The sequence below is a fragment of the Bacillus sp. PK3-037 genome (assembly GCF_054161355.1).
In genome coordinates, this window is sequence record NZ_CP096408.1 from 3,439,264 (window position 1) to 3,458,329 (window position 19,066).

General features: G+C 46.6%; 19 protein-coding genes, 1 pseudogene and 1 riboswitch. Of the genes and pseudogenes, 2 read left to right on the forward strand and 18 right to left on the reverse strand.

Going from position 1 to position 19,066, the window contains the following annotated elements; translation table 11 throughout:
* Nucleotides 1–105: 105 nt before the first annotated feature.
* Nucleotides 106–338 (forward strand): annotated as a pseudogene (locus tag M1D69_RS17690) (YgaP family membrane protein).
* Nucleotides 339–352: 14 nt separating this feature from the next.
* Here the strand turns inward: M1D69_RS17690 and M1D69_RS17695 are convergent.
* Nucleotides 353–1,627 carry an APC family permease gene (locus tag M1D69_RS17695; protein ID WP_458106121.1) on the reverse strand — a complete coding sequence of 425 codons (1,275 nt, stop codon included), beginning with the start codon at nt 1,625–1,627 and terminating at the stop codon, nt 353–355.
* 144 nt (nt 1,628–1,771) lie between these two features.
* Here M1D69_RS17695 and M1D69_RS17700 point away from each other — a divergent pair, with 144 nt between their 5' ends.
* On the forward strand, nt 1,772–2,194 hold the full coding sequence (locus M1D69_RS17700) for an Lrp/AsnC family transcriptional regulator (RefSeq protein WP_024120450.1): 423 nt from the start codon (nt 1,772–1,774) through the stop codon (nt 2,192–2,194).
* A 39-nt stretch (nt 2,195–2,233) separates the two neighbouring features.
* On the opposite strand, the gene purD is transcribed toward M1D69_RS17700, so the two are convergent.
* The 17 genes from purD to pbuG all read right to left on the reverse strand — a co-directional run bounded on the left by purD (nt 2,234) and on the right by pbuG (nt 18,947).
* A complete protein-coding gene (gene purD, locus M1D69_RS17705; RefSeq protein ID WP_458105337.1) occupies nt 2,234–3,502 on the reverse strand; it encodes a phosphoribosylamine--glycine ligase in 1,269 nt (422 codons plus the stop codon).
* A gap of 15 nt (nt 3,503–3,517) precedes the next feature.
* Nucleotides 3,518–5,056, reverse strand: coding sequence for a bifunctional phosphoribosylaminoimidazolecarboxamide formyltransferase/IMP cyclohydrolase (purH, locus tag M1D69_RS17710; RefSeq protein WP_458105336.1), 1,539 nt, complete (start codon nt 5,054–5,056; stop codon nt 3,518–3,520).
* The gene (gene purN / locus M1D69_RS17715) at nt 5,053–5,640 is read right to left on the reverse strand and encodes a phosphoribosylglycinamide formyltransferase (RefSeq protein WP_458105335.1); all 588 of its coding nucleotides are present in this window, start codon (nt 5,638–5,640) and stop codon (nt 5,053–5,055) included. The genes purH and purN overlap by 4 nt, the downstream gene beginning before the upstream one ends.
* Nucleotides 5,637–6,677 carry a phosphoribosylformylglycinamidine cyclo-ligase gene (purM, locus tag M1D69_RS17720; RefSeq protein ID WP_458105334.1) on the reverse strand — a complete coding sequence of 347 codons (1,041 nt, stop codon included), beginning with the start codon at nt 6,675–6,677 and terminating at the stop codon, nt 5,637–5,639. Before purM ends, purN begins: the two co-directional genes overlap by 4 nt.
* Before the next feature lie 100 nt (nt 6,678–6,777).
* Complete coding sequence (purF, locus tag M1D69_RS17725) at nt 6,778–8,208, reverse strand: amidophosphoribosyltransferase (protein ID WP_458105333.1); 1,431 nt, start codon at nt 8,206–8,208, stop codon at nt 6,778–6,780.
* A complete protein-coding gene (purL, locus tag M1D69_RS17730; RefSeq protein ID WP_458105332.1) occupies nt 8,184–10,412 on the reverse strand; it encodes a phosphoribosylformylglycinamidine synthase subunit PurL in 2,229 nt (742 codons plus the stop codon). Before purL ends, purF begins: the two co-directional genes overlap by 25 nt.
* Nucleotides 10,396–11,079, reverse strand: a complete 684-nt coding sequence (gene purQ / locus M1D69_RS17735; protein ID WP_458105331.1) for a phosphoribosylformylglycinamidine synthase subunit PurQ — start codon at nt 11,077–11,079, stop codon at nt 10,396–10,398. Before purQ ends, purL begins: the two co-directional genes overlap by 17 nt.
* A complete protein-coding gene (gene purS / locus M1D69_RS17740; RefSeq protein WP_003155758.1) occupies nt 11,076–11,330 on the reverse strand; it encodes a phosphoribosylformylglycinamidine synthase subunit PurS in 255 nt (84 codons plus the stop codon). Before purS ends, purQ begins: the two co-directional genes overlap by 4 nt.
* Nucleotides 11,323–12,048 (reverse strand): phosphoribosylaminoimidazolesuccinocarboxamide synthase, encoded by a 726-nt coding sequence (gene purC / locus M1D69_RS17745; RefSeq protein ID WP_458105330.1) that lies wholly within the window; start codon nt 12,046–12,048, stop codon nt 11,323–11,325. Before purC ends, purS begins: the two co-directional genes overlap by 8 nt.
* 74 nt (nt 12,049–12,122) lie before the next feature.
* A complete protein-coding gene (gene purB / locus M1D69_RS17750) occupies nt 12,123–13,418 on the reverse strand; it encodes an adenylosuccinate lyase (protein ID WP_019257664.1) in 1,296 nt (431 codons plus the stop codon).
* Nucleotides 13,415–14,557, reverse strand: a complete 1,143-nt coding sequence (gene purK / locus M1D69_RS17755; RefSeq protein WP_458105329.1) for a 5-(carboxyamino)imidazole ribonucleotide synthase — start codon at nt 14,555–14,557, stop codon at nt 13,415–13,417. Before purK ends, purB begins: the two co-directional genes overlap by 4 nt.
* Nucleotides 14,550–15,038, reverse strand: a complete 489-nt coding sequence (gene purE / locus M1D69_RS17760) for a 5-(carboxyamino)imidazole ribonucleotide mutase (RefSeq protein WP_024120439.1) — start codon at nt 15,036–15,038, stop codon at nt 14,550–14,552. The genes purK and purE overlap by 8 nt, the downstream gene beginning before the upstream one ends.
* Before the next feature lie 141 nt (nt 15,039–15,179).
* A riboswitch (purine riboswitch) is annotated at nt 15,180–15,281 on the reverse strand.
* A gap of 79 nt (nt 15,282–15,360) precedes the next feature.
* Nucleotides 15,361–15,558, reverse strand: coding sequence for an NETI motif-containing protein (locus M1D69_RS17765; RefSeq protein WP_044152785.1), 198 nt, complete (start codon nt 15,556–15,558; stop codon nt 15,361–15,363).
* Entirely contained in the window at nt 15,558–16,112 is a 555-nt protein-coding gene (locus M1D69_RS17770; RefSeq protein WP_458105328.1) for a DUF2179 domain-containing protein, read from the reverse strand. The genes M1D69_RS17765 and M1D69_RS17770 overlap by 1 nt, the downstream gene beginning before the upstream one ends.
* Before the next feature lie 214 nt (nt 16,113–16,326).
* Nucleotides 16,327–16,494 (reverse strand): Fur-regulated basic protein FbpA, encoded by a 168-nt coding sequence (locus M1D69_RS17775; protein ID WP_010333239.1) that lies wholly within the window; start codon nt 16,492–16,494, stop codon nt 16,327–16,329.
* Nucleotides 16,495–16,623: 129 nt separating this feature from the next.
* Nucleotides 16,624–17,409: a hypothetical protein gene (locus tag M1D69_RS17780; protein ID WP_458105327.1), complete on the reverse strand. Its 786-nt coding sequence runs from the start codon at nt 17,407–17,409 to the stop codon at nt 16,624–16,626.
* A gap of 215 nt (nt 17,410–17,624) precedes the next feature.
* On the reverse strand, nt 17,625–18,947 hold the full coding sequence (pbuG, locus tag M1D69_RS17785) for a hypoxanthine/guanine permease PbuG (RefSeq protein WP_458105326.1): 1,323 nt from the start codon (nt 18,945–18,947) through the stop codon (nt 17,625–17,627).
* Between the last annotated feature and the right edge of the window lie 119 nt (nt 18,948–19,066).

Genomic DNA, 19,066 nt, shown 5'->3' on the forward strand with positions numbered 1-19,066 from the left:
ATTAGACTCATGTTATCACATCCTTATCCATCACGCACGGTAAAAACGTTACAAATTTTTGAAGGTTGGATTAAAAAACTTTTTTAAGTAAAAGGAGCAGATTTCATGAAACCAAACATCAGTCTCATCAATGCTGCTTCCGTATCGCCTGCGGACTGACAATTATGTCAGCTGCCAGTGCCAAGTATACGAAAAAACCTTGGTGCAGAATGCATCTGTTCTGCATCTTTATGGGCGCCATGAAGGCAGGCTCAGGCATACTGCGTTTCTGTCCTGTGACCTATCTGTTTCAAAACAGCACTGGTGAGAACCATGGACAGGATCATCAAGAATCGTAAGCAAAAAAGCTTGATCATGAAACGTGATCAAGCTTTTTCTCAGTATATCTCTTTGTCTTCATATAGAAAAAACCAATAGCCGCAAACGCAGCCGGATACAAGAGAGCCCAGCCGCTAAATAAGTAGATCACTGTACAAAGAAGAAGCGCCCCCAAAGCCATCCACCAGCCTGAATCCTTCCAGTTCAGCAGCTTCAGCGCTGCCGCCATTGTGCATATGTAAGATGCGATGAATGCTGAGCTTGGTCCTTTCAGGAGCGTTGTCAGATCAATTTGAAATATGCCGTTTGCCATAAGAACGAAACCAAACACGAAAGCCAGCGCTGTTAATACACGGACAGGTGTTTGTTTTGTATGACTGAGCTTCCCGAAATACCCGGGAATATGACCTTCTCTCGCCAACGCATAGACCATTCTTGAAAACCCTGCAATGTTGGCATGAATGGTGGCGAATGTAATAAAAAGAGCTAAACAAGTCGTTACATATACCCCAATATCCCCTGTACCTTTTGATATGAGCATCGTCAGAGATGCGATTTCTCCTTTTTCTCCGTATGCATGAGTGCCCACAGTGACAAACGATAGCATGATATAAAGCACCGCCACACAAGCTGCCGCTAAGAATAAACTGATTGGAACATCCTTTTCCGGATGTGTAAACTCTTCAGCTAATGGGGTAATCATTTCCCAGCCTACAAAAGAAAAAAAGATGATGACAGAAACAGAACCCGCGGCAAACCAGCCATGCGGCAGAAAAGGCTTAAATTCAGCTGCTTTAACGTGAGGCAGTGAAACACCAACAGAAATGACGAGCAGCAGCAGAATGACACAGATGACGAGTATGCTGATGTTTGCTGATAATTGAATGCCCCTGATATGAAGCCAAATGGAGATTGCCAGCATACTTGCTGCAATGAAAGCAATCTGCCAATCCGAAGCCTGTGTGACGTAGCTGACATAATGTGCGCCAGTCAAAGCGATCACTGGCACACCGATCGGAACCGATCCCAGCATAATCCAGCCCAACATGGCTCCGGCTTTGGGCCGAAAAGCAAGCTGTACATAAGCCGTGATCCCTCCCGCGCTTGGCGCCATTCTGACAAGGCGCGCCAGTGTGCCGACGAGCAGAAAGGATAAGAAAGACATAAATCCCCAAACCAATACAGAAGCGGGACCGGCGGCATCAGCAGTGACAGACGGAAGGATTAAGATCCCGCAGCCTAATACCGCCCCGATGGTTAATGCCGCTCCTTGAACCCAAGTAATCGAACGCTGTAATTCCGGCAAAATGATTGCCTCCTTTCATGTTGATGGCTTTATTATAGAAAAAAACAAACGGCACCCATATGCTACAATTAAGCTAAATCAACAACATTTCCTCATAATAAAAGGAATTCTCACCAATTCACTTAAACATATAAAGGAGCAATATCAATGGACGATACAGACCTACAGATTCTATCGCATTTGCAGCAAAATGCCAGATTAACGATGGTTGAATTAGGAAAGCTTGTCGGACTCAGCTCTCCGAGTGCGGCGGAACGTGTCAGAAAGCTTGAGGACAAAGGGGTCATTACCGGGTACAGCGCTGATATCTGTTATGAAAAGCTAAACAAACATGTCACTGCTTTTATCCTGATGGAGCCGAAAAGCTGCAAGCACTACGCCGCCTTTGCCGCAGCTCACCCCGATGTGGCAGAGAACCACCGGATTACAGGTATGTACAGCTATGTGACAAAAGTGGTGACGGAATCTGTGCATAGTCTAGAAGATTTTATAGACGCTTCAATGGCCCACGGAAAACCGACCACGCTTGTTGTGCTTTCTTCTTCCGCTTTCCGGCATGCTTTTGTATAACAAAAAACCCGCAGCACAATCTGCGGGTTTTTCTTCACTTTATTTTTGGGCAGCCTTCAGAGCTCGTGCTCCGATATCTTTTCTGAAAAACAGGCCGGGTTTGATGATCTCATCAACCGCTTTGTAGACTCTGTCTCGTGCCGCTTCAAACGTTTCATCAAAAGCGGTCACATTGGCGACACGGCCGCCGTTTGTGACGAACTCTTCACCTTCTGCTTTCGTTCCGGCATGGAAGACGACAACTTGATCAGCATTTGCTGTCAGGCTGCCAATCGGCGTGCCTTTTGCATAGCTTTCAGGATAACCTTCTGAAGCAAGCACGACACTGACTGCCGCCGTATTCTTCCATCTTAAGTCAACTTCCTTATCATCTAAAAGATCAAGAAGCACTTGTACCAGATCAGATTCCATACGAGGAAGCACAACCTGCGTTTCCGGGTCACCGAAGCGGGCATTAAATTCAATGACCTTCGACCCATTCGCAGTGAGCATCAGCCCCGCGTACAAAACGCCAGTGAAGGAGCGACCTTCTTGAACCATTGCTTTTGCGGCTGGCTTGACGATCGTTTCTACAGCATGACGCACGGTGTCTTCCGAAATTTGCGGAACAGGAGAGTAAGCGCCCATTCCTCCTGTATTCGGCCCTTTGTCTCCATCAAACGCGCGTTTATGATCCTGGGCAATGACCATCGGATATACCTTTTCTCCTTTGACAAATGCCATGAGAGAAAACTCTTCGCCGGAAAGAAATTCTTCAATCACGACAGATGCGCTCGCATCACCGAATTTTTCATCTTCAAGAAAATCATGCAGACACGCGATGGCTTCTTCTTCCGTCATTGCAACGGTTACGCCTTTTCCAGCCGCAAGTCCATCCGCTTTTATGACAATCGGAGCGCCTTTTTCCTGCACATATGCCTTTGCCTCTTCAAAGGATGTAAACGTCTCGTATTCTGCGGTCGGAATATCGTATTTCTTCATTAAATCCTTAGCGAACTGTTTGCTTCCTTCGATGATCGCAGCGGCTTTTGACGGGCCGAACACACGCAGACCGGCTTTTTCGAACTCGTCAACAAGACCTTCAATTAAAGGAACCTCAGGCCCGACAATGGTCAGTCCGACCTGATTTTCTTTTGCAAATGAGACAAGCCCGGCGTGGTCGCTTTCCTCAATGTTTACAAGCTGTGCGGAAGCTGTCATGCCGTCATTTCCCGGAGCGGCAAATACCGTATCAACGAGGCTGCTTTGCGCCACCTTCCATGCCAGCGTATGCTCTCTTCCGCCTTTACCGATAATGAATACATTCACGTCGTTTTCATCCCCTTAATGTTTGAAGTGTCTGATGCCGGTGAATACCATGGCAATACCGTACTCATCCGCTTTTTTGATAGAATCCTCATCACGGATCGATCCGCCTGGCTGAATGATAACCGTAACGCCCGCTTTTGCCGCTTCTTCGACAGTATCCGGCATTGGGAAATATGCATCCGAACCGAGCGCGCTGCCTTTCGCTTTTTCTCCTGCCTGATCGATTGCGATTTTGGCTGATCCGACGCGGTTCATTTGTCCGGCTCCTACACCTACTGTCATGTTATCTTTTGCGAGAACGATCGCATTGGATTTCACATGTTTCACAACTTTCCAAGCAAGCTTCAAATCTTCCCACTCTTGCTCGTTCGGCTCTCTTTTTGTCGGAATGCTGATCTCAGCATCAGCAAAGCCGTGCATATCTAAATCTTGAATCAGCAAACCGCCTTGTACAGATGTCAGCTGTTTTTCTTTTTGAACGGCAGCTTTCACATCAAGTGTCAGCAGACGGAGATTTTTCTTCGCTGTCAGGATATCAAGCGCTTCTTGGCTGAATGAAGGCGCAATAATGATTTCTAAGAAAATATGATGAAGCGCTTCGGCTGTTGCCTTGTCCACTTCACGATTCAACGCGATAATGCCGCCGAAGATCGATGTTTTATCTGCTTCGAACGCTCTGTCAAACGCTTCTGCGATCGTTTTGCCAGTTCCCACGCCGCACGGATTCATATGCTTCACAGCAACCGCAGCAGGCTCAGTGAATTCACGAACAATTTGAACAGCTGCGTCCGCATCTTTAATGTTGTTGTAAGAAAGTTCTTTGCCGTGCAGCTGTTCTGCTTGCGCAATAGATCCTTTGACAGGAAGCGCGCTTTGGTAGAATGTTGCTTCTTGATGAGGATTTTCCCCATAGCGAAGCGATTGTTTTTTCTCAAACGTAACGGTGAATTGCTCTGGTTCTTTTTCACCGACAACATTTGTCAGATAGTCAGCGATCAGCGCGTCATATGCCGCAGTGTGGCGGAATACTTTTGCCGCCAGCTCGCGTTTTTTCTGAAGCGAAACATCGCCTTCTTCTTTGATTTGATTCAGAACAGGGCTGTAATCCGCTGGGTCAACGATAACCGTCACATCCTGATGGTTTTTCGATGCCGCACGCAGCATGCCAGGTCCGCCGATATCAATGTTTTCAATCGCCTCTTCGTACGTCACATTCTCTTTAGAAATCGTTTCTTTAAATGGATAGAGGTTAACGACAACGAGGTCAATTGGCGCAATGCCGTGTTCATTGATCTGCGCCATATGCTCTTCGTTGCCGCGAACTGCGAGAAGACCGCCGTGAATATTCGGATGAAGCGTTTTTAAGCGCCCGTCCATAATTTCCGGAAAACCTGTCACTTCAGAAATTCCGATGACATCAACACCGTTTTCTTGAAGAAGCTTTTTTGTGCCGCCGGTTGAAATCACTTCAACGCCAAGCTCTGTCAGTTCTTTTACGAAAGGAACAAGATTTGTTTTATCTGAAACACTGATTAGTGCGCGTTTAATGGTCATGCCTTTTCACCTCTGTAATTTAATCCTAATAGCTCTTTAATCACACTCGGATACCATTTGTGCTCAAGCTTGTGAATGTGATGTTCGATGGTTTCTAATGTATCATCTTCGCTAATTTCAATTGCCTTTTGAGCGATGATCGGGCCTGTATCCATTCCTTCATCGACATAATGAACGGTAATCCCGGCAACCTTCACACCCGCTCGGTATGCCTGTTCGACTGCGTCTATTCCAGGGAAAGCGGGAAGAAGGGAAGGATGGATGTTAATGATTTTTCCTCCGTATGCCTGAAGCAGCGTATCACCGATCAGTCTCATATAGCCGGCAAGAACAATCAATTCAACGTCATGAAGGCGAAGCTGTTCAATAATGGCCCGTTCAAATGCGGCCTTGTTTTCATAAGACTTCGGCTCAAATGCAAAGGATGGAATCTGAAATCTTTCCGCCCGCTCGATGACTTTCGCCTGCGGCTTATCGCAAACGAGGAGCGAAACGGCTGCATCCCAGTTCTCCTCTTTCAAACGCGCGACGATAGCTTCAAAGTTTGAACCGTTTCCGGATGCAAATACCGCAAACTTTTTCATGAAAGTGCAGCACCGCCGAATGTAACGCCTTCACCATGTTTCACTCGCCCGATCAAATAGGCTTTTTCGCCTTGGCTTTCAAGCGTTCCGATGACTTCGGTGAGATGTTCTTCTTTTACTGCGAGAACAAATCCGATGCCCATATTAAAGACGTTAAACATGTCTTCTTCTTTCAGCTTGCCATGCTCCTGCAAGAAAGAGAAGATCGGCGGGATCGGCCAAGAGCCGTGATCGATTTCCGCACTTAAGCCCTCAGGAAGCATACGCGGAAGATTTTCGATAAATCCGCCGCCTGTCACGTGCGCCATACCATCAATGAGTCCGCTTTTCACCGCCGCAAGCACAGGCTTCACGTAAATTCTTGTCGGCTCAAGCAGTTCTTCGCCGAGCGGGCGTTCAAACGGCGCATACGTTTTGCAGAGATCAAGCTCTGCATCGTCCAGAAGCACCTTTCTCACAAGGGAAAACCCGTTGCTGTGAAGGCCGCTGGAGCTCAGGCCGATTAAGAGGTGGCCTTCCTTGATGTTTTCGCCTGTCACGATCTCATCCTTTTCCGCCACACCAACTGAGAAACCTGCAATATCGTATTCATCAGCTGTATATAATCCAGGCATTTCAGCGGTTTCTCCGCCGACCAAGGCTGAACCTGATTGCTCACAGCCATCCGCAACCCCTTGTACGATCTGCTCGATTTTCACAGGGTCCGCTTTGCCGACCGCTAAATAGTCGAGAAAAAAGAGCGGCTCCGCACCTTGCGCAAGCACGTCATTGACACACATGGCAACAGCGTCTACACCAATCGTGTCATGTTTATCCATGGAAAAAGCCAGCTTTAATTTTGTGCCGACACCGTCTGTTCCCGAAATTAAAACAGGTTTCTGATAAGAAAGCTCCGACAGATCAAACATGCCGCCAAAGCCGCCAAGGCTGCCCATAACGCCAAGCCTTTTCGTGCGCTCCACATGTTTTTTCATCCGTTTTACAGCTTCATATCCGGCTTCGATGTCAACTCCTGCGTTTTTATATGCTTCAGACATCCTATTCACTCCTTTAAGGCGCTATTCAAAATATCTCTCCGAACAAGGGCAGAAAGAGAAAGGCAGCCAAACTGCGCTGCCTTTATGTCATTTTCAAGTTTTATTTGGTTAACACCGCTTCTTTTACATGAGGAAGCACAGTGTCCTGATAAATTTCAGTCGGATATTTCCCTGTAAAGCAAGCGAGACACTGTCCGCAATTAGAGTCATCGTATGTTCTGCCAATGCCCTTCAGCAGCCCTTCCACACTCAAAAATGAGAGGGTGTCGGCTCCGATTTCCTGACGGATTTCTTCAACCGAGTGGGAAGACGCGATCAGCTCTTCATGTGTGGACGTATCAATGCCGTAAAAGCACGGATGAGCGATCGGCGGCGAACTGATTTTCACATGCACTTCTGTCGCACCCGCTTCTCTGAGCATTGTTACGATCCGGCGGCTTGTTGTTCCGCGCACGATGGAGTCATCCACCATAACGACGCGTTTCCCTTCTACAACACCGCGCACCGCAGACAGCTTCATTCTGACGCCCTGCTCACGAAGAGCCTGAGACGGCTGAATAAACGTTCTGCCCACATAACGGTTTTTGATTAATCCAAGCTCGTACGGGATGCCTGTTGCTTCCGCGTAGCCGATAGCCGCGGAAATACTGGAATCCGGAACGCCTGTCACGACATCAGCTTCAACCGCTGATTCCTGAGCGAGCATTTTTCCAAGGCTTTTACGCGCACTATGCACGTTAATGCCGTCAATATTGCTGTCAGGTCTTGAGAAATAAATGTACTCCATGCTGCAAATGGAACGGTTGATATTCATGGAGAAGCGCTCTGATTTCATGCCATCATCATTGATAATCAGCATTTCACCCGGCTCCACCTCGCGAAGGTACGTCGCACCGACGACATCAAATGCGCATGTTTCTGAAGCGACGACATAAGCGTCTCCCATCATGCCGATTGACAGCGGTCTAAGCCCGTTCGGGTCAAGCGCGACGATCATTTCTGTTTCAGTCATGATCAGGAACGCGTAGGCGCCTTTCAGCATAGAAAGCGAGTTTTTAATCTGATCCTTCAGCGTGAAGTGGCCGCTTCTTTTGATCAGGTGAGCCAAAACCTCTGTATCCGAAGAAGTCTGGAAGATGCTCCCTTGATTTTCAAGCTGCTGCTTCAGCTGAGTGGCATTCACCAAGTTTCCGTTATGGGCAAGCGCCAGGCTGCCGTTGTTTTGAGAGCGGAAGAGGAGCGGCTGAACATTTTCATATCCGCCGCCGCCAGCCGTTGCGTACCGAACGTGTCCGATTGCGCCTTTCCCCTTTACTTTGCTGAGCTCACCGTTTTGAAATACTTCAGTGATCAGTCCTTGGCCTTTATGCGCCGTCAGCTTTTCACCGTCAGTCGCCACAATGCCCGCGCCCTCCTGTCCTCTGTGCTGGAGGCTGTGAAGGCCGTAATACGTGATTTGCGGGGCTTCTTCATGCCCCCAAATTCCAAAAACGCCGCATTCTTCATTTAAGCCTTTGATTTCAGCAAGCATGGGATAGCTCCTTTCCACGCGCGTTCAAGCTCTTTTGTCTGCGCGTGAATCAATTGTTGTCCGTCTTGGTTTTGAACGCTCAGAAGTCCGTCAGCTGTTACCTCACCGATATGAACCGCATCTTGTACAGCTGCTTCAAACGCTGCTTGATGTTCTTTTTTCACAGAAACGACGAAGCGGGATTGAGATTCAGAGAATAATAACGCTGCTTCCCCTTCAACAGTCACGTTAGCGCCAAGGTTTTCCGTCGTCATGACACTTTCAGCAATCGCTACGCCTAAGCCGCCTTCAGATACATCGTGCGCTGATTGAACAAAGCCTTGTTTAATCGCGGCAAGCAGTGCCTTTTGGCGTGCCTGTTCTACATCTAGATCAATTTGCGGCGCTTTGCCGTAAATGCGGCCTTCTGTCATTTTTTGCAGCTCGCTTCCGGCAAACTCAGGTTTTGTTTCGCCGATGACGTACACGAGGTCGCCCGCTTGTTTGAAATACTGTGTTGTGATGTGTGCTGTATCTTCAATTAAACCGACCATGCCGATAACTGGTGTCGGATAGATCGCCGTGCCGTTTGATTCGTTATAAAGCGATACGTTACCGCCGATAACCGGTGTGCTGAGAACATTGCACGCTTCGCTTATGCCGTCTGCCGCTTTTTCGATCTGCCAGAAGATTTCCGGTTTCTCCGGGTTTCCAAAGTTCAGGTTGTCTGTAACCGCAAGCGGTTCTGCACCTGAGCAAACGATGTTGCGCGCCGCTTCAGCGACAGCGATTTTTCCGCCGACCTCTGGATCAAGGTAGAGATAACGGGCGTTACAGTCAGTCGTCATTGCCAGCGCCTTTTTCGTTCCGCGGATTCTGAGAACACCTGCGTCAGACCCAGGAGCCACAACCGTATTCGTCCGCACCATGTAGTCATACTGATCGTAAACCCATTCTTTGCTTGCGATCGTTGGCTGCTGCAGGAGCGCCTTCAGTGTTTCATTCGCATCGTCAATTTGAGGAGCCGGGACATCCGTCTCTAAAAATTCACGGTAGTAAGCAGGCTCTTGAGAAGGCTTGTGGTAAACCGGCGCCTCTTCTGCCAAGGCATCAACAGGGAGTTCGCATACAACCTCACCTTTATGTGTCAGGCGCAGCAGTTTATCATCTGTTACACGTCCGACAGAAACCGCTTCAAGATCATACTTGTCAAAAATATCGATGATTTCCTGCTCACGTCCGCGCTCGATAACAAGCAGCATCCGTTCCTGTGATTCAGAAAGCATCATTTCATAAGCGGTCATGCCTGTTTCACGCTGCGGAATCAAGTCAAGGTTCATCTCAATACCAGAACCGGCTTTACTTGCCATTTCCGCACTTGAACTTGTTAAACCGGCAGCTCCCATATCCTGAATGCCGACTAAGGCGTCGCATTGGATGACTTCCAGACATGCTTCAAGCAAAAGCTTCTCCATAAACGGATCGCCGACTTGGACAGCAGAACGCTTTTCTTCAGACGAGTCTGACATTTCTTCAGAAGCAAACGTAGCGCCGTGGATGCCGTCACGCCCTGTTTTCGCTCCTACGTACATTACTGTGTTTCCGACACCCTTTGCCTGGCCTTTTTTGATGTCTTCATGGTTGATTAAACCGACGCACATTGCGTTGACGAGCGGATTTCCTTCATAACTGCTGTCAAACTGCACTTCTCCGCCGACTGTCGGGATGCCGATACAGTTGCCGTATCCGGCGATACCCGCTACTACTTCTTCAAACAAGTACTTCACGCGGGGTGAAGTCAGTTCACCAAATCGAAGAGAGTTCAATACAGCGATTGGACGTGCACCCATTGAGAATACATCACGGATAATTCCGCCTACGCCAGTCGCAGCGCCTTGGTAAGGCTCGAGAGCTGATGGGTGGTTATGTGATTCAATTTTGAACACAACCGCTTGGTTATCACCGATATCAACGATTCCGGCGCCTTCTCCTGGCCCCTGCAGCACACGCTCACCGCTTGTCGGGAATTTACGCAGAATCGGCTTTGAGTTTTTATAGCTGCAATGCTCAGACCACATGACAGAAAAAATTCCGATTTCTGTGTAGTTCGGCAATCTTCCAAGAATGGATTCTATCAATGCAAACTCATCATCACTGACACCCATTTGCTGATACAGTTTCTCTTCTTTTATTTGTTCTTTACTTGGTTCAAGCAGTAGTGACATGAGTTTCCCTCCAATTTTTCACGATAGACTGGAACAATTTAAGACCGTCGGCGCTTCCAAGCAGTTCATCGACCGCGCGCTCAGGGTGAGGCATCATGCCTAATACATTGCCTTTCTCATTCACGACACCGGCAATGTCGCTGACACTTCCATTAATATTAGAGCCGTATGTGAAAGCAATTTGATTGTTTTCCTTTAATGTAGCAAGCGTCTCGTCATCACAGTAGAAATTCCCTTCACCATGGGCAACCGGGATTGTAATTGATTGTCCCTTTTCATAGGAAGATGTGAATAATGTTTTGTCGTTCTGCACAATTAATTCAACCGGACGGCAAATGAACTTCAAATCTTTGTTGCGTCTCATTGCGCCTGGCAGAAGGCCAAGCTCCTGTAAAATCTGGAATCCGTTGCAGACGCCAAGAACAGGTTTTCCTTCAGCCGCCGCCTGTTTGACAGCTGGCATAATATTCGCAAATCGGGCGATAGCGCCGCATCTCAAGTAGTCGCCGTAAGAAAATCCTCCCGGGATTAACACGCCGTCGAAGCCGTCAAGGCTTGTTTCCTCATGCCAGACGTATTCCACTTCATGGCCGAGCTCATCCTTTACAGCATGATACATATCGATATCACAGTTGGAGCCGGGTAACACAATCACCGCAAATTTCACTGTGCGACTACCTCCTCAACCTCGTATCTGTAATCTTCAATCACTGTATTCGCAAGAAGTTTTTCGCACATTTCTTTTACGAGCGCGTCAAGATCACGGTCTGATTTTTCAATGGTAAGCTCCATGTATTTCCCGATGCGCACATCTTGAACCTCGTTGTAAGTCATACTGTGCAAGGCATGCTGGACAGCGCTCCCTTGTGGATCTAGTACACTTTCTTTTAAGCTGACATAAACTTTTACTTTATACATGATGAATGCCTCCCAGTCTTTTGAAAATCTCTTCGTATGCGTCGGTTAAGCTTCCCAGATTGCGTCTGAATAAATCTTTGTCCAGCTTTTCGTTCGTGTCTTTATCCCACAAGCGGCATGTGTCAGGTGAAATTTCATCCGCCAAAAGCACTTTCCCGTCTGCATCTAAACCGAATTCAAGCTTGAAATCTATTAATCTGACATGACAATCGTCAAAAATGGTTTGAAGCTCTTCATTTACTGTTTTTGTAATGGACTTAATGGTTTCTACCTGTTCAGGAGTCGCCGCTTTTAAGAGCCAAATATGATCTTCTGTGATGAGCGGATCACCCAGCGCGTCATCCTTGTAGTAAAACTCGATAATCGGCTGTTCAAGCTCCGTGCCTTCTGGAATGCCGAGACGTTTGGACATGCTTCCTGCCACAACATTTCTGACGACGACTTCAAGCGGCACAATCGTTACCTTTTTAATGAGCTGCTCTGTTTCTGAAATGCGCTCAATAAAGTGATTGTTAATGCCCTTAGCATGAAGGTGTTTGAAAATTAAGCTTGAAATCTCGTTATTTAAGCGCCCTTTCCCGCTGATTTCTGCTTTTTTCTCGCCGTTGAAGGCAGTGGCGGAGTCTTTATACACGACATACAGCGTGTTTTCGTCATCGGTTTTGTAGATCTTTTTTGCTTTTCCTTCGTATAAAAGTTCATTCTTCACAATATTCACGGAAGGCCTCCTAACCCGAATGTTGGGAATTTTCAAACTGAGGCGGCATAGAAGAAGCCGCCTAACAGCTTCTTCTATGCTAAACCTAAACGTTCAAAGATCAGATCAACATTTTTCAGATGGTAGTTGTAATCAAAGCAGTCAGCAATTTTTTCCGGTGAAAGACGGGAAGTGATTTTCTCTTCCGCTTCCACAAGCTCACGGAACGGCACTTGTTTTTCCCATGCTTCCATTGCTTTTGGCTGTACTGTATCATAGGCTTCTTCACGAGTCAGTCCTGTGTCAATCAAAGCAAGCAGCACGCGCTGAGAGTAGATAAGGCCGAGTGTGCGGTCCATGTTGCGTTTCATGTTTTCCGGGAAGACCGTTAAGTTCTTCACGATGTTAGAGAAGCGGTTCAGCATGTAGTTCAGCGCGATTGTCGCATCCGGAAGAATAATCCGTTCTGCTGAAGAATGCGAAATATCGCGCTCATGCCATAATGGAACATTTTCGTAAGCCGTCATCATGTAGCCGCGAATGACGCGCGCCATGCCTGTCATGTTTTCAGAGCCGATCGGATTGCGTTTGTGCGGCATTGCAGATGAACCCTTTTGCCCTTTCGCGAAAAATTCCTCAACTTCGCGTGTTTCACTCTTTTGCAGTCCGCGAATTTCCACTGCGAATTTCTCGATGCTTGTCGCGATCAAAGCAAGAGTCGCCATATAGTCAGCATGGCGGTCACGCTGAAGGGTTTGAGTCGAAATCGGTGCTGCTTTCAATCCGAGCTTCTCACAGACATATTGCTCAACAAATGGATCAATGTTCGCATATGTGCCGACAGCGCCGGAAATCTTCCCAACCTCGATGCCTTCTTTCGCTTGTTTGAAACGCTCAAGATTACGTTTCATTTCTTCATGCCAAAGCGCAAGTTTTAAGCCGAATGTTGTAGGCTCAGCATGTACGCCGTGTGTGCGCCCCATCATGACTGTGTATTTATGTTCTTTCGCTTTTTCTTTTATAATGTCAACAAATCTCTCAAGGTCCTTGAGCAGAATATCGTTTGCCTGTTTTAATAAGTAAGAAAGAGCAGTATCAACAACGTCAGTTGACGTTAAGCCGTAGTGCACCCATTTTCTTTCCTCGCCCAGTGATTCGGAAACGGCGCGTGTAAAAGCGACAACGTCATGGCGCGTGTCCTGTTCGATTTCTAAAATGCGGTTAATGTCAAATGACGCGTTCTCGCGCATGAGCTTTACGTCTTCTTTCGGGATGACGCCAAGTTCCGCCCATGCTTCACAGGCAAGAATCTCCACCTCTAGCCACGCTTGAAATCTGTTTTCATCCGTCCAAATCGCGGACATTTCAGGTCTTGAATAACGTTCGATCATTCTGCTTGTCCTCCGTCTCTATTTCTCCATTTATTTGTGATCTCCTGAATCCATTCGCCTTCAGGCTGCTTCATAAAAGTAATATGCCCCATTTTGCGGCCTTTTTTGATTTCATGTTTTCCGTATACATAAAGCTTTGCTTCTTTTAAAAGCTCCGGCTCTTCCTCTGGGATCTTCACTTCATCGCCGAGAAGATTCACCATCATGCCAGGCTTCAGCAGCTCCGTTTTTCCAAGCGGAAGGCCGCAGACCGCTCTGATATGCTGTTCAAACTGGCTCGTTTCGCAAAGGTCCAGCGTGTAATGTCCTGAATTGTGCGGTCTTGGCGCCAGTTCATTAACCAAAAGCTCATCGCCCTCTGTCAGGAACATTTCAACAGCAAGCGGTCCGACAAGGTTCAGCTCATCTGCGAGCTTAACGGCCAGCTCAGCAGCCTTTTCCTGAATCCTTTCTTCAACCCGCGCAGGCACGATGCTTTGGAACAGAATATTATTGTGGTGAATGTTTTCTGCGGCCGGGAACGTCGAAATCTCTCCGTTTACCGATCTGACAACAATCACGGACAGTTCCATTTTAAAAGAAACCCAGCTTTCGAGAATGCAAGTTCCGTGCTCTAAAAGAGCTGCAGCCTCTTCTATTTGTGACGCTTCCTTGATGACAAATTGGCCTTTGCCGTCATATCCGCCGCGGCATGTTTTCAGCACTGCGGGAAGCCCCAGCGACTGAACCGCCTCTTTCAGCTCATCCATTGTTTTGACGATGCGGTAAGGTGCAACTTCACAGCCCGCGGATTGAATCGCTTTTTTCTCTGTTTCACGATTTTGGGTAATGAGCAGCAGCTCACTTCCTTGCGGGAGATACGCATGGCCTTTCAGCCAATGCAGCGCATCATAATCGATGTTTTCAAACTCATACGTGATAATATCGCTGATTTCAGCCAATTTCCGAATCGCTTCGCGGTCGTTGTATGAAGCGGTGATTTCAATATCCGCGACCTGCCCGCACGGCGAGTCTTTTACCGGATCGACGACCGCGACTTTATACCCCATTTGTTTAGCGGAGACAGCCATCATTTTTCCAAGCTGTCCGCCGCCGATCATGCCGATGACGGCTCCCGGATAGATGATTTGATTAGACAAGCTGATCACTGCTTTCTAACACTGTTTGTTTTGTATTTTCTCTTCTTTCATCTAACTTTCTGGCCAGATCCTCGTCAAAAGCTGACAAAATTTGCGCCGCTAACAGACCTGCGTTCACAGCGCCCGCTTTTCCGATGGCTGTTGTGGCAACCGGCACGCCTCCAGGCATTTGCACGATGGAAAGAAGTGAATCGAGTCCGTTCAGCGCCTTGGATTGAACCGGAACACCGATGACCGGCAGCGTCGTTTTAGCAGCTGTCATTCCCGGCAGGTGCGCCGCTCCTCCCGCACCGGCGATAATGACCTTGATGCCTCTTTCTCTGGCTGTTTCAGCGTACTCAAACATGAAATCAGGCGTCCGGTGAGCGGAAACCACCTTCTTTTCGTACGGCACTTCAAGTTCTTCAAGTATGTCGCATGCGTTTTTCATTGTCTCCCAATCGGAAGTGCTTCCCATGATGATTCCTACTAGCGGCTGCATTCTGTTCCCACCTTCTAATGCTTTAGTTTTCAGAAAATAAAAAAATACCCGGCTTTGTATTGACTTATGAGGAAGCAATACAAACCGGGCATGGTGCATGTATCGGCAGTCGTTCGCTTCTGCGATATATCCATGTCAGTTTTATCGATCACTTTCCTGCATAGTCCGGCAATTTACGGTTGCCGGGTAGAAACTTATGGGCCATATTCCCAAGATTATATGAGGTCGTGTTTTGATTTCATGTTTATCTTAACAACGGACTTGGATAATGTCAACGATATTATCGAACGATACAAAAATTCATTCTTCTAATGTTCGTGTTTTAAATCAATTTCCCTTCAAATACGATTTTTTTTCCGCACGGAACGATCTGAATTGACCCATTTTCCATCTTTTCCTTGAAAATCGGCTCTTCCATTCGACGTACAGGCATATATCCTTCTTCTTTCATTTGCTGAAGCACTGCTTCTATCGTTTGCTGTTCTGTCACTTCAAACTTTTTCTTCTTCGGCTTTGCCATTATTCTTTAATTCTCCTCTTCTTCACCGCTTTGACCCAGAAGCCGCCGTGGATCGTTTTTGGTTCATACGCAATAATAAAAGCTTTCGAATCAAGCGTTTTAATCGTATCATACAGCTGCAGCTCATATCTTCTCGGCGTCAAAATCTGCAGGGCCGTGCGGTCGCCTTCAAGCCCGCCGGCCACCCAATTCGTTACGCCGTAGCCTTTTTCACGAAGCTGCCTTGGAAGATCGAGATCAAGCTCTTTTGTAATTACATTGACCATAATATAGCCAAGCGCCAGTTTTTCTTCGATTTTCATGCCGACAATAACGCCCAAACCATAGCCGAGTGCGTACGCAATCACGTTTTGAATCTGGTCTAAGTTATCAAGCACAAGGCTCAGCCCTGTCACATAAACCAGAATTTCAATGGTGCTGATTCCGGCCGCTAAATACCGCTGGCCTTTCAGTGTTAAAATCATTCTTATTGTAAAAAATGATACATAAACAACATTGATAATCAGAATAATGAGAACCATTGCTAATCCGTTTGATATTAAGGTTTGCATCATTTTATAAAACCTCCTTACTCATTCAACTTACGTAAAGCATTCATATTCTACTAGAGAAATGAACCCTTTACAATCAGCTATGGCCATCATCGCAGGCAAAATTTTTCGACACACTCTCTTCATCACTCAGCAATAGTTTACCCTCTTTCTGTCCTTTTCAAAATCCAAACAAAAAAGCCCGCTTTTCAGCAGACTCATTTTTCTTTATCTATTGTCACATCTCTTTTTTCATTTTCCGAAGGGACTCATATTCTTTCTCAAGTTCACTCAGCGTATAATCAGCGAGCTGTTCCCCTCTTCCGCGATAAAATTCTGAGAGCATTAATTTGGTTTTTAAAAATTCCTTCTTTTGATAAATCGCCTGACGAAGTAAATGGGCCATGTCCATCATCCTCCACCGCATTTTCCTCATCATACACGGATTAATCCTACAATTCAACTGTGTTTTTTAGATATATTTGTAAAAACTGTGTCATCAAAAAAACCGGCCTTTTCAGCCGGTTTTTTTACATTAAAGCGGGATAAGCGATGCCGTAAAATATTCAGAAATAAACGGCCAAGTCACTGCCGCAAACAGCAGCGCAACGGCTAAAACAGCAAACACACAATAGATATAGTCAATCGGTGCCTCGCTTGCCGCCTGATACAGACGCTGTACATACAACGCCATCATAAAGAAGATCGAAAACAGGATAAACACTGTGAAAAGGACAGTCAGCATCGGTACATTCACGATCGCAAATATCATCCAAATGATTGAAACGGCGATCACCGGAACAAGCAATGAGCCAAAACCAGCCGCAGCTTCCTTGAATGATACCTTTTGCTTCATCATATACCGAGACACGGCCCATATGGAGAAGACCATAACAGCAAAAAAGACGAGCATATACACAAGAACAACAAAAAATCCGTCATAAAACGCGTGATGGCGCTCTCCAAAACCAAGCGGCCTGTTCCAGCTCGCCTTTAACTGAAACCAGTTTCCGATTGAAAAAACGATACTGAATATGAGCATTGAAATAAGACCATATTTATAATGAGAGAAACCATCTGCCACAACAGTTTTCGCCGGAGACTTTAAGATTGAAAAAGCAAAGCCGCAATATCTGTTAATGGCTGCCCAAACAGAGGATAGCTTTTCTTTCACAGACGATTCTACGCGTTCCTTATGGTGTTTCTGCTTCTGCTTGCTTTGGCGGCTGGCCTTTCTGGACATCCGCGAAAGCGGCTCTTCATCTATTCCTTCATTCTGGTTAACTTCTTCTTCAAACGTTTCTTTTCTTTCTTCCGTCATGTTAGCAACTCCTATCAAAAATATACGGCGGAATACCATTCAGTAAGAAAATAAAACACTTATATAAGGTACCGAAGCCTTCCTGAACAGTCAAGTCATTTCCATTTAAGTAAACAATGGCGGCACATCTACATGACGGTATATGATATGAAATGGTTTTGCCTTTCGCAACAAAATAAAAAACCAGCCGCAACATCGCAGCTGGTTTTCATTCATTATTTCAAGAAAATAAAGTAAAGAATAAATACAACAAACAGCCCGTACATGATCGGATGAACCTCTTTGGCTTTACCTTTGCACACCATTGTAATCGGGTAGAAAATAAATCCGATCGCAATCCCAGTCGCAATGCTGTACGTTAACGGCATCATGATCATTGTAAGGAAAGCGGGAACCGCCACTTCGAACTTATCCCAAGCGATTTTGCCAAGCGGCGCTACCATTAGTGCACCGACAATGATCAGTGCCGGAGCTGTTACATTTGACGTAACGACTGATAGAAGCGGCGAGAAAAACATAGCGAGTAAAAAGAGAAACCCAGTTACAATTGCCGCAAATCCGGAACGAGCGCCCGCAGCGACACCCGAGCTTGATTCCACATAAGACGTTGTCGTAGACGTCCCAAGCACGGAGCCGATAACGATGGAAGTTGAGTCAGCTAAAAGCGCACGGCCCGCACGCGGCAATTTGTTTTCCTTCATTAAACCAGCCTGTGTTGCCACAGCAACCAGTGTACCAGCCGTATCAAAAAATCCGACAAACAAGAATGTTAAAATGACGATCAGCATTTGCACAGAGAAAATATCCGGCAAGTGAATCCAAGCTTGTCCAAAGGTCGATTCAAGGCTCGGCACACTTCCGACGATTTGAGACGGAACCGGAACCAAACCGAAAATCATCCCGGCAATCGCCGTTAACAGCATCCCGATAAACACGCCAGCGTTCACGCGAAGCACCATCAAAATAACCGTTACGACGACACCGAAAATCGTTAGCAGCACAGGACCGCTGTGAATGTTTCCGATTGTGACAAGAGTTGAAGGATTCGATGCAATAATTCCTGACCCCTGCAAGCCGACAAATGTAATAAATAGGCCAATCCCCGCGCCGACTGCCAATTTCAGCTCAGGCGGAATGGCGTTAATGATTTTTTCACGAAAACCTGTTAAAGAAAGAGCAACAAAGATAAGTCCTGAAATGAAAACACCAGACAAAGCGGCCTGCCAGGAAATCCCCATACCGAGAACAACAGAAAACGCAAAAAACGCGTTCAGCCCCATACCGGGCGCAATGGCAATCGGATATCTCGCAATCAATCCCATTAAGATACAGCCTGCTGCAGACGCCAAAGCTGTCGCCGTAAAGACCGCGCCTTGATCTATTCTCAATGCTTCCGGAAAATCTTTCACACTTTCCAAAGCAAGCGTAATCGGATTGACGAACAGGATATACGCCATGGATAAAAAGGTCGTTAATCCGCCGATGATTTCGTTGCGATAGCTGGTGCCCAGCTCATCAAACTGAAAAAACTTTTTCAAGCTATATGACTCCCTTCATTCTTTGCTATTTATCCTGCCCTGAAATCGCCAAATAAAAAACGCCCCAATACATTTTGGGACGCTTGACTACAGACGGATTTCAGCTTGAATAAATAAAC

Coding starts and splice junctions, on each gene's coding strand:
- M1D69_RS17765 (WP_044152785.1), bottom strand. CDS start 15,558: ATGGCAAAGCCGAAGAAGAAAAAGTTTGAAGTGACAGAACAGCAAACG.
- M1D69_RS17780 (WP_458105327.1), bottom strand. CDS start 17,409: ATGACGGAAGAAAGAAAAGAAACGTTTGAAGAAGAAGTTAACCAGAAT.
- M1D69_RS17770 (WP_458105328.1), bottom strand. CDS start 16,112: ATGATGCAAACCTTAATATCAAACGGATTAGCAATGGTTCTCATTATT.
- purE (WP_024120439.1), bottom strand. CDS start 15,038: ATGCAGCCGCTAGTAGGAATCATCATGGGAAGCACTTCCGATTGGGAG.
- purL (WP_458105332.1), bottom strand. CDS start 10,412: ATGTCACTACTGCTTGAACCAAGTAAAGAACAAATAAAAGAAGAGAAA.
- purB (WP_019257664.1), bottom strand. CDS start 13,418: ATGATCGAACGTTATTCAAGACCTGAAATGTCCGCGATTTGGACGGAT.
- purN (WP_458105335.1), bottom strand. CDS start 5,640: ATGAAAAAGTTTGCGGTATTTGCATCCGGAAACGGTTCAAACTTTGAA.
- M1D69_RS17700 (WP_024120450.1), top strand. CDS start 1,772: ATGGACGATACAGACCTACAGATTCTATCGCATTTGCAGCAAAATGCC.
- M1D69_RS17775 (WP_010333239.1), bottom strand. CDS start 16,494: ATGGCCCATTTACTTCGTCAGGCGATTTATCAAAAGAAGGAATTTTTA.
- purF (WP_458105333.1), bottom strand. CDS start 8,208: ATGCTTGCTGAAATCAAAGGCTTAAATGAAGAATGCGGCGTTTTTGGA.
- purM (WP_458105334.1), bottom strand. CDS start 6,677: ATGTCTGAAGCATATAAAAACGCAGGAGTTGACATCGAAGCCGGATAT.
- purH (WP_458105336.1), bottom strand. CDS start 5,056: ATGACCATTAAACGCGCACTAATCAGTGTTTCAGATAAAACAAATCTT.
- purS (WP_003155758.1), bottom strand. CDS start 11,330: ATGTATAAAGTAAAAGTTTATGTCAGCTTAAAAGAAAGTGTACTAGAT.